A 5,034-nucleotide genomic window follows, 5' to 3' on the forward strand; every position below is an offset into this window, starting at 1 on the left:
GGATGTGGGAAAACTACAAGTCCGGTTCTGCAGGGGTTTCATGGCAATGAATTACTTTATTTGAAAGGAAATAAAAGTCATGTCTCTACCTACCAAAATAAAATTTATATATTTAATTTTATTTATGATGAATACTTTTAGTATTCAAAGTGTTTTTGCTGAAACAACAGAAGTATTTTGCGCTACGAATGACAAAAAATGGGAATGGTTAAGAGCAAATAATCAAATTGTTTCTGTAAGTGGAGAATGGATATTTTTTATAAAAGATATAACTTCTAATAGATATTTAAACATAAGATACTTTAAAATAAATGGTGACTGGAGTGATATTGAAGGTTTTCAAAAAGAATGCATTAAAAATTTTGGACCTTCTTATGTCTTTGCCCAAGTTGCAGATAGTATGTTTTCTAATTGGTATCTTATTGGAGTTTCAAATAATTCTTTAGCAAAAGGAATATTTGAATTAAATAATTGGTGTATATTTTGTTCAAGAAGCCTAAAACCTTTTACAATTGAAAAAATTAATTATTTTAATTATTTTAACTTAGAAGAATATTTTAATCAGTTTTAAAATTGTTTAAATATAAAAATAGAAATAGTATATAATAATGAATTATATAAATTCACTTGAAAATTTTAAATTTATAAGTTATTAAAATTTTATTTTAAGGATGTAAATATGAAATTTTTTAAAAGTTTAATACTTGTTAATTATATTTTATTCGCTTTATTTAGTTCCTTTGAAGTTTATGCAGAAACTGCAGATATTTATTGTGCAAATAAAGATAAAGAAACAAAATGGTTATATTATAATAATATATTAAAAATAAATGGAGAGTGGCAGTATTTGTCTAAAAAAATAAATTCAGATTATAGATTGATAACACAATATTTTAAATTGAATAATAATTCTTTAACCGTTAATGATGTCCAGGAATTATGTATTAAAAATTTTGGCTCTGATTTTCAATATGTGCAAGCGTCAACTGGAATTTTTTCGGCTTGGATACCAATTGGTATTGATAATAGTAATCTGATGCAAAGTTTTTTTAGCTTAAGCTATTATTGTTCAAAATGTTTATATCGAAGAACTATTCTAAAGAGTATTAATGAACTTTCTCAAAAAAATAATAATATTTTTGATTTTATGTATTAATGTTCTTAAAATGGTAATTTTATGAATTATAATAAATTAAAAATATCAAAATCTTTTTGGAAAGGTATTTAATACTTGTCTTTCATTTTCTTTTTTAAGTACAAATGTTGATCTTAGTTTCCAGCTTTCTGCAGCTCGTTCAATTCTTCTATTTGTTTCTTTTAAGGCTTCTTTTAATAATAAAATTTCTTCTTGTAAATTTTTAATTTCATTTTTTAAATTTTCTTCTAAAGCCGAACTATTTTTATTATTATTCATTTCAATAGGAAGATTTTTTTCTTTATAAATATAATTTAATATAAAAGATGAAGGTTTAAATAAATTTTCCTCATTATTGTTTAGAATAAATATGCCTAAAGAAATCATTTTGTTTTTCCAATTCTCAAAATGCTTTAAGTCTGAAATAAGTCCAGCTTGTAAAAATTCTTCTCTATTTATAATTACAGAGAAATCTTGTTCCTGGGTAAAAGACATTTGATTGAATAGAGATAATAGAAAAAAGGCATGTTTTCCTGGTTTATCTAGTTTTTTTCTTCTTAAAGATTGTTCTAAATTTTTTTGATTTTTAAATATTTGAGCCATATATACAATAAACCTCGCAACTTATTTATTCTTAGTTTCTATCGGCTAAAGTATTTAATATTTAAAGATATTTATTAATTTTTTTATTTTATGTAAAATAATATGTTTAAAACAAAAAAGCCTCCTAAATAATTAGGAAGCTCTTTAAAATGGGGTGACTGAGGGGATTCGAACCCCCGCATGATGGAATCACAATCCATTGTCTTAACCGCTTGACTACAGTCACCATCTCAAGCCTGAAAGCAATACTTTACAAATATATGAGTGTCAAGCAGAGAGTAACAAACTCTTTAGTTTACGCGATCTTCATGTTATCATGACAGAATTTCACCTGTCGCAGAAACGATTAGAGGGAAGGATAGCTATGGAGCAGTTAAAGATTGAGAAAATGAGGCAGTTTTATGACCTTTTCCCCTATCCTAACCGTCCATTTTTTGTTTCTCCTAAGGTAGAGGCCCAGCTCACGGCTCATGGTGGTTTTGTGATGATGTTGTCTAAGGGAAGGACGATTCTTGCTGAAAAAATATGGCGCTTAAGCTCAAAGTATAAAAACTCAAATATAAAAATTTCAAAAGAAGAATTCTTGCCTGTTTATAATGAAATGAAAGAGATTTTTCCCAATACAAAAAGAATATTATTAGTAGGTTGTGGAACTGATGAGCCTCTTCTTTTTAGGAAATTACATCCTGAAAACGAAATTATCGGTATGGATCTCAGTAGAAAAGCAATCCAAAAAGCAAAAAAAAAGCTCGCCTTTCATACTATTTTAAATGTTTTTTGGAATCAAAAAACATTTAAAAAAATAGAGTTTCTTTTAGGAAACGCAGAAATGATTTTAAAGGAAAAAGCAATTGGAAAATTTGATTATATTCAATGTTTTGGAGTGTTACATCATCAACCCGATCCTACTGGTATCCTTCAGGCAATTTCACAAAAACTAAATGAAAACGGTATTTTGAGGCTAATGATTTATAGTTTTCATGGACGAAAATTAGAACGACGCATACAAAATCGTTATAGTGGAACATGGGATTCTTTTTTACAGAAAAAAGGATTTAAATTTCATATTGTTATTAAATATTTTCAATTAAGAGTATGGCAATTTTTTAACTTCATAGGTTTTTTTAGATCTACTTTTGAAAGATTTCGGTATTTAGGGCCTGGCTCCGCTTCTGTTGCTGATGCCCTTATGCATCCTTCTGATCCCGGATTTTCATTATCCTACTTCCAAGAACAAGCTCAAATATTAGGTTTAGAGCTTGTTTACTGTGAAGGAAAATTAGAAAATGAAGGCTATGTGAATGGGTTTGAAAACCCGTTTTTAGCCTGGAATAAAATTATAGAAGCGGATAAGAAACAGGAGTTGTTAACAAACCCTATTCTTATTTTTCGTAAGGCGAACAAAGTTGAACAGCAAATTTAAAATCACTCATTTATTTTTAAATTCAAACCCATGGTTTTCTGCGGTTTCTGATTATAGCTTACAAATTGCGCTTTATGTAAAAATGAATCATAATATTCTTTATTGTGCTGAAGTTGGAAGTACAGCTATGAAGGATAAATGTAAGCAACATGATATTCCTTTCGTTCATTCCCCAATTCACAATCAAACATTTATAAATTTTTTTAAAAGCCTTTTTTTGTTAATAAAAATTTTATCTAATCATAAACAAGATTTAAAGTATATTTGGGTTTTTGAAGGTCGTGAACATACATTATGTTGCATAACTAAAATTCTTTTTCCTTTTTTCTGGAGAAACAAAAAGTTAATTCGTGTTCGAGGTCAAGCTCAAAATATCAAATCAAATTTTATATCTAAATATATTTATAACAAAATTACAGATAAAATTATTTTTGCAGCTGAATGTGTTAAAAAAAGAGTTCAATTTAATTTAAAAAGCGATAAATTCATAGTTCATTATTATGGGAAATCACTTTTACCAACAAACTATAACAACTCTTCTTTTTTAATCCATCCCTCATTCCCATCTATAGGAGCTAAAAAATTAGTTTTTACGGTTATTGGAAGGTTTGATCCTGTTAAGGGGCATGACTATTTAACAGAAGCCTATTTAAAAGCAAAATTTAAAGATTTAAAGGACAATTTCATAAAGACCCAAATGGTTTACATTGGATATAAAGCAAATGTAAATCCTAAAGATATTTATTTAAAATATTTAGATATTTTTGGAGAAGGAAAATATATAGATTCTAAATATTATCTAGAGAATAAAAATGAAAATAAAGAACTTTTTATAATAGAAGAAAAAATAACGAATATTGAAAATTTGTTAAGTATAACAGGATTCGGGGTAATTCCAAGTCTAGATAGTGAAGTTATCTGCCGTGTAGGGGTTGAATTTTTACAAAGTAGTGTTCCTGTTTTAAGTTCAAATGTGGGCGCTCTTCCTGAAGTTTTTTGCGATTTTCCCGAACTTATTTTTAATGCTGGTGATATAAATAGTTTAACGAATAAGCTTGAAAATTCTTTAAACTTATTTTTAGATAATGAAAAATATAGTAATTTAAAAGAGAAGTCTAAAAATATTGGGTTAGAAAAATTTTCGTCTTATAATTATAAAGATATTATTGATTTTATAGATAAAAAATAAAATATTTATGTTTGAAAAATTTTTATTCATTCATAGAAATAGAGTTTTTACTACTTTCTTGAACAGGGTTTGAAACAAATTTAAAATTTGAACTTGCGAAATATTCAATAAAATTATTTGTATTAATACCATTAAAATTTAAAGGCTCGCTAGGGTTCATGTATACAATAAAACCTTCTGGTTTTAGTATAAATTTTTTGATTTCAGATTTATTGTATGGAGACAATATTTCATTTTCTGTCTTTTCAATATTAGAAATAAATTCTTTTTTAACTGATTTTGTTGATTTTTTACTTTCTTTAGCTATAAAATTGAAAATTTGATTGAATAAATTTTTTCCAAATAATGAGCAGTTGGAGTCTACAAATTTCATTTCTTTGTATGAATTTTCATATATAACATTGCTGTTACAAGAAAAGTTATAAACATTTTTTATATTAGAACTATAATTAAAGTAATTATATCCTTTATCGTTTTTACTATTTAAATTTAAATCTAATTTAAAATTTAAAAAGACATCATTTTTTCTATTTCCAAATAATTTTGTAATATAAATATTATTAATCAATTTATTAATTGGAAATGGAATTGATCCTCCCCTAAGAAAGTAGACACCCAGATCCGAAAAAAACTTATAGGAAAGAGGTGTTGAAATGGTGTTAACCAAAAGAAGGTATACAAGCG

General features: G+C 26.3%; 6 protein-coding genes and 1 tRNA gene. 4 read left to right on the forward strand and 3 right to left on the reverse strand.

The window, feature by feature from the left end; genetic code table 11:
- Positions 1-79 precede the first annotated feature (79 nt).
- Positions 80-571: a hypothetical protein gene (locus ACIQ56_RS14235; protein ID WP_397601711.1), complete on the forward strand. Its 492-nt coding sequence runs from the start codon at positions 80-82 to the stop codon at positions 569-571.
- Between the two features lie 108 nt (positions 572-679).
- Entirely contained in the window at positions 680-1,156 is a 477-nt protein-coding gene (locus ACIQ56_RS14240) for a hypothetical protein (RefSeq protein ID WP_397601712.1), read from the forward strand.
- 45 nt (positions 1,157-1,201) lie between these two features.
- Here ACIQ56_RS14240 and ACIQ56_RS14245 read toward each other — a convergent pair whose 3' ends face one another.
- Both ACIQ56_RS14245 and ACIQ56_RS14250 read right to left on the reverse strand, forming a co-directional pair.
- Complete coding sequence (locus ACIQ56_RS14245; protein WP_397601713.1) at positions 1,202-1,738, reverse strand: hypothetical protein; 537 nt, start codon at positions 1,736-1,738, stop codon at positions 1,202-1,204.
- A gap of 150 nt (positions 1,739-1,888) precedes the next feature.
- Positions 1,889-1,964: transfer RNA gene (locus tag ACIQ56_RS14250), tRNA-His, on the reverse strand.
- Between the two features lie 138 nt (positions 1,965-2,102).
- Between ACIQ56_RS14250 and ACIQ56_RS14255 the strand changes: the two genes are divergently transcribed.
- Both ACIQ56_RS14255 and ACIQ56_RS14260 read left to right on the forward strand, forming a co-directional pair.
- Positions 2,103-3,161: a methyltransferase domain-containing protein gene (locus ACIQ56_RS14255; protein WP_397601714.1), complete on the forward strand. Its 1,059-nt coding sequence runs from the start codon at positions 2,103-2,105 to the stop codon at positions 3,159-3,161.
- The gene (locus ACIQ56_RS14260; protein WP_397601715.1) at positions 3,145-4,350 is read left to right on the forward strand and encodes a glycosyltransferase; all 1,206 of its coding nucleotides are present in this window, start codon (positions 3,145-3,147) and stop codon (positions 4,348-4,350) included. Before ACIQ56_RS14255 ends, ACIQ56_RS14260 begins: the two co-directional genes overlap by 17 nt.
- A gap of 22 nt (positions 4,351-4,372) precedes the next feature.
- Here ACIQ56_RS14260 and ACIQ56_RS14265 read toward each other — a convergent pair.
- Positions 4,373-5,034 (reverse strand): hypothetical protein (locus tag ACIQ56_RS14265; RefSeq protein ID WP_397601716.1); only part of this gene is annotated, 662 nt, incomplete at its 5' end.

It is taken from the genome of Silvanigrella sp. (assembly GCF_044369315.1).
GTDB lineage: Bacteria > Bdellovibrionota_B > Oligoflexia > Silvanigrellales > Silvanigrellaceae > Silvanigrella.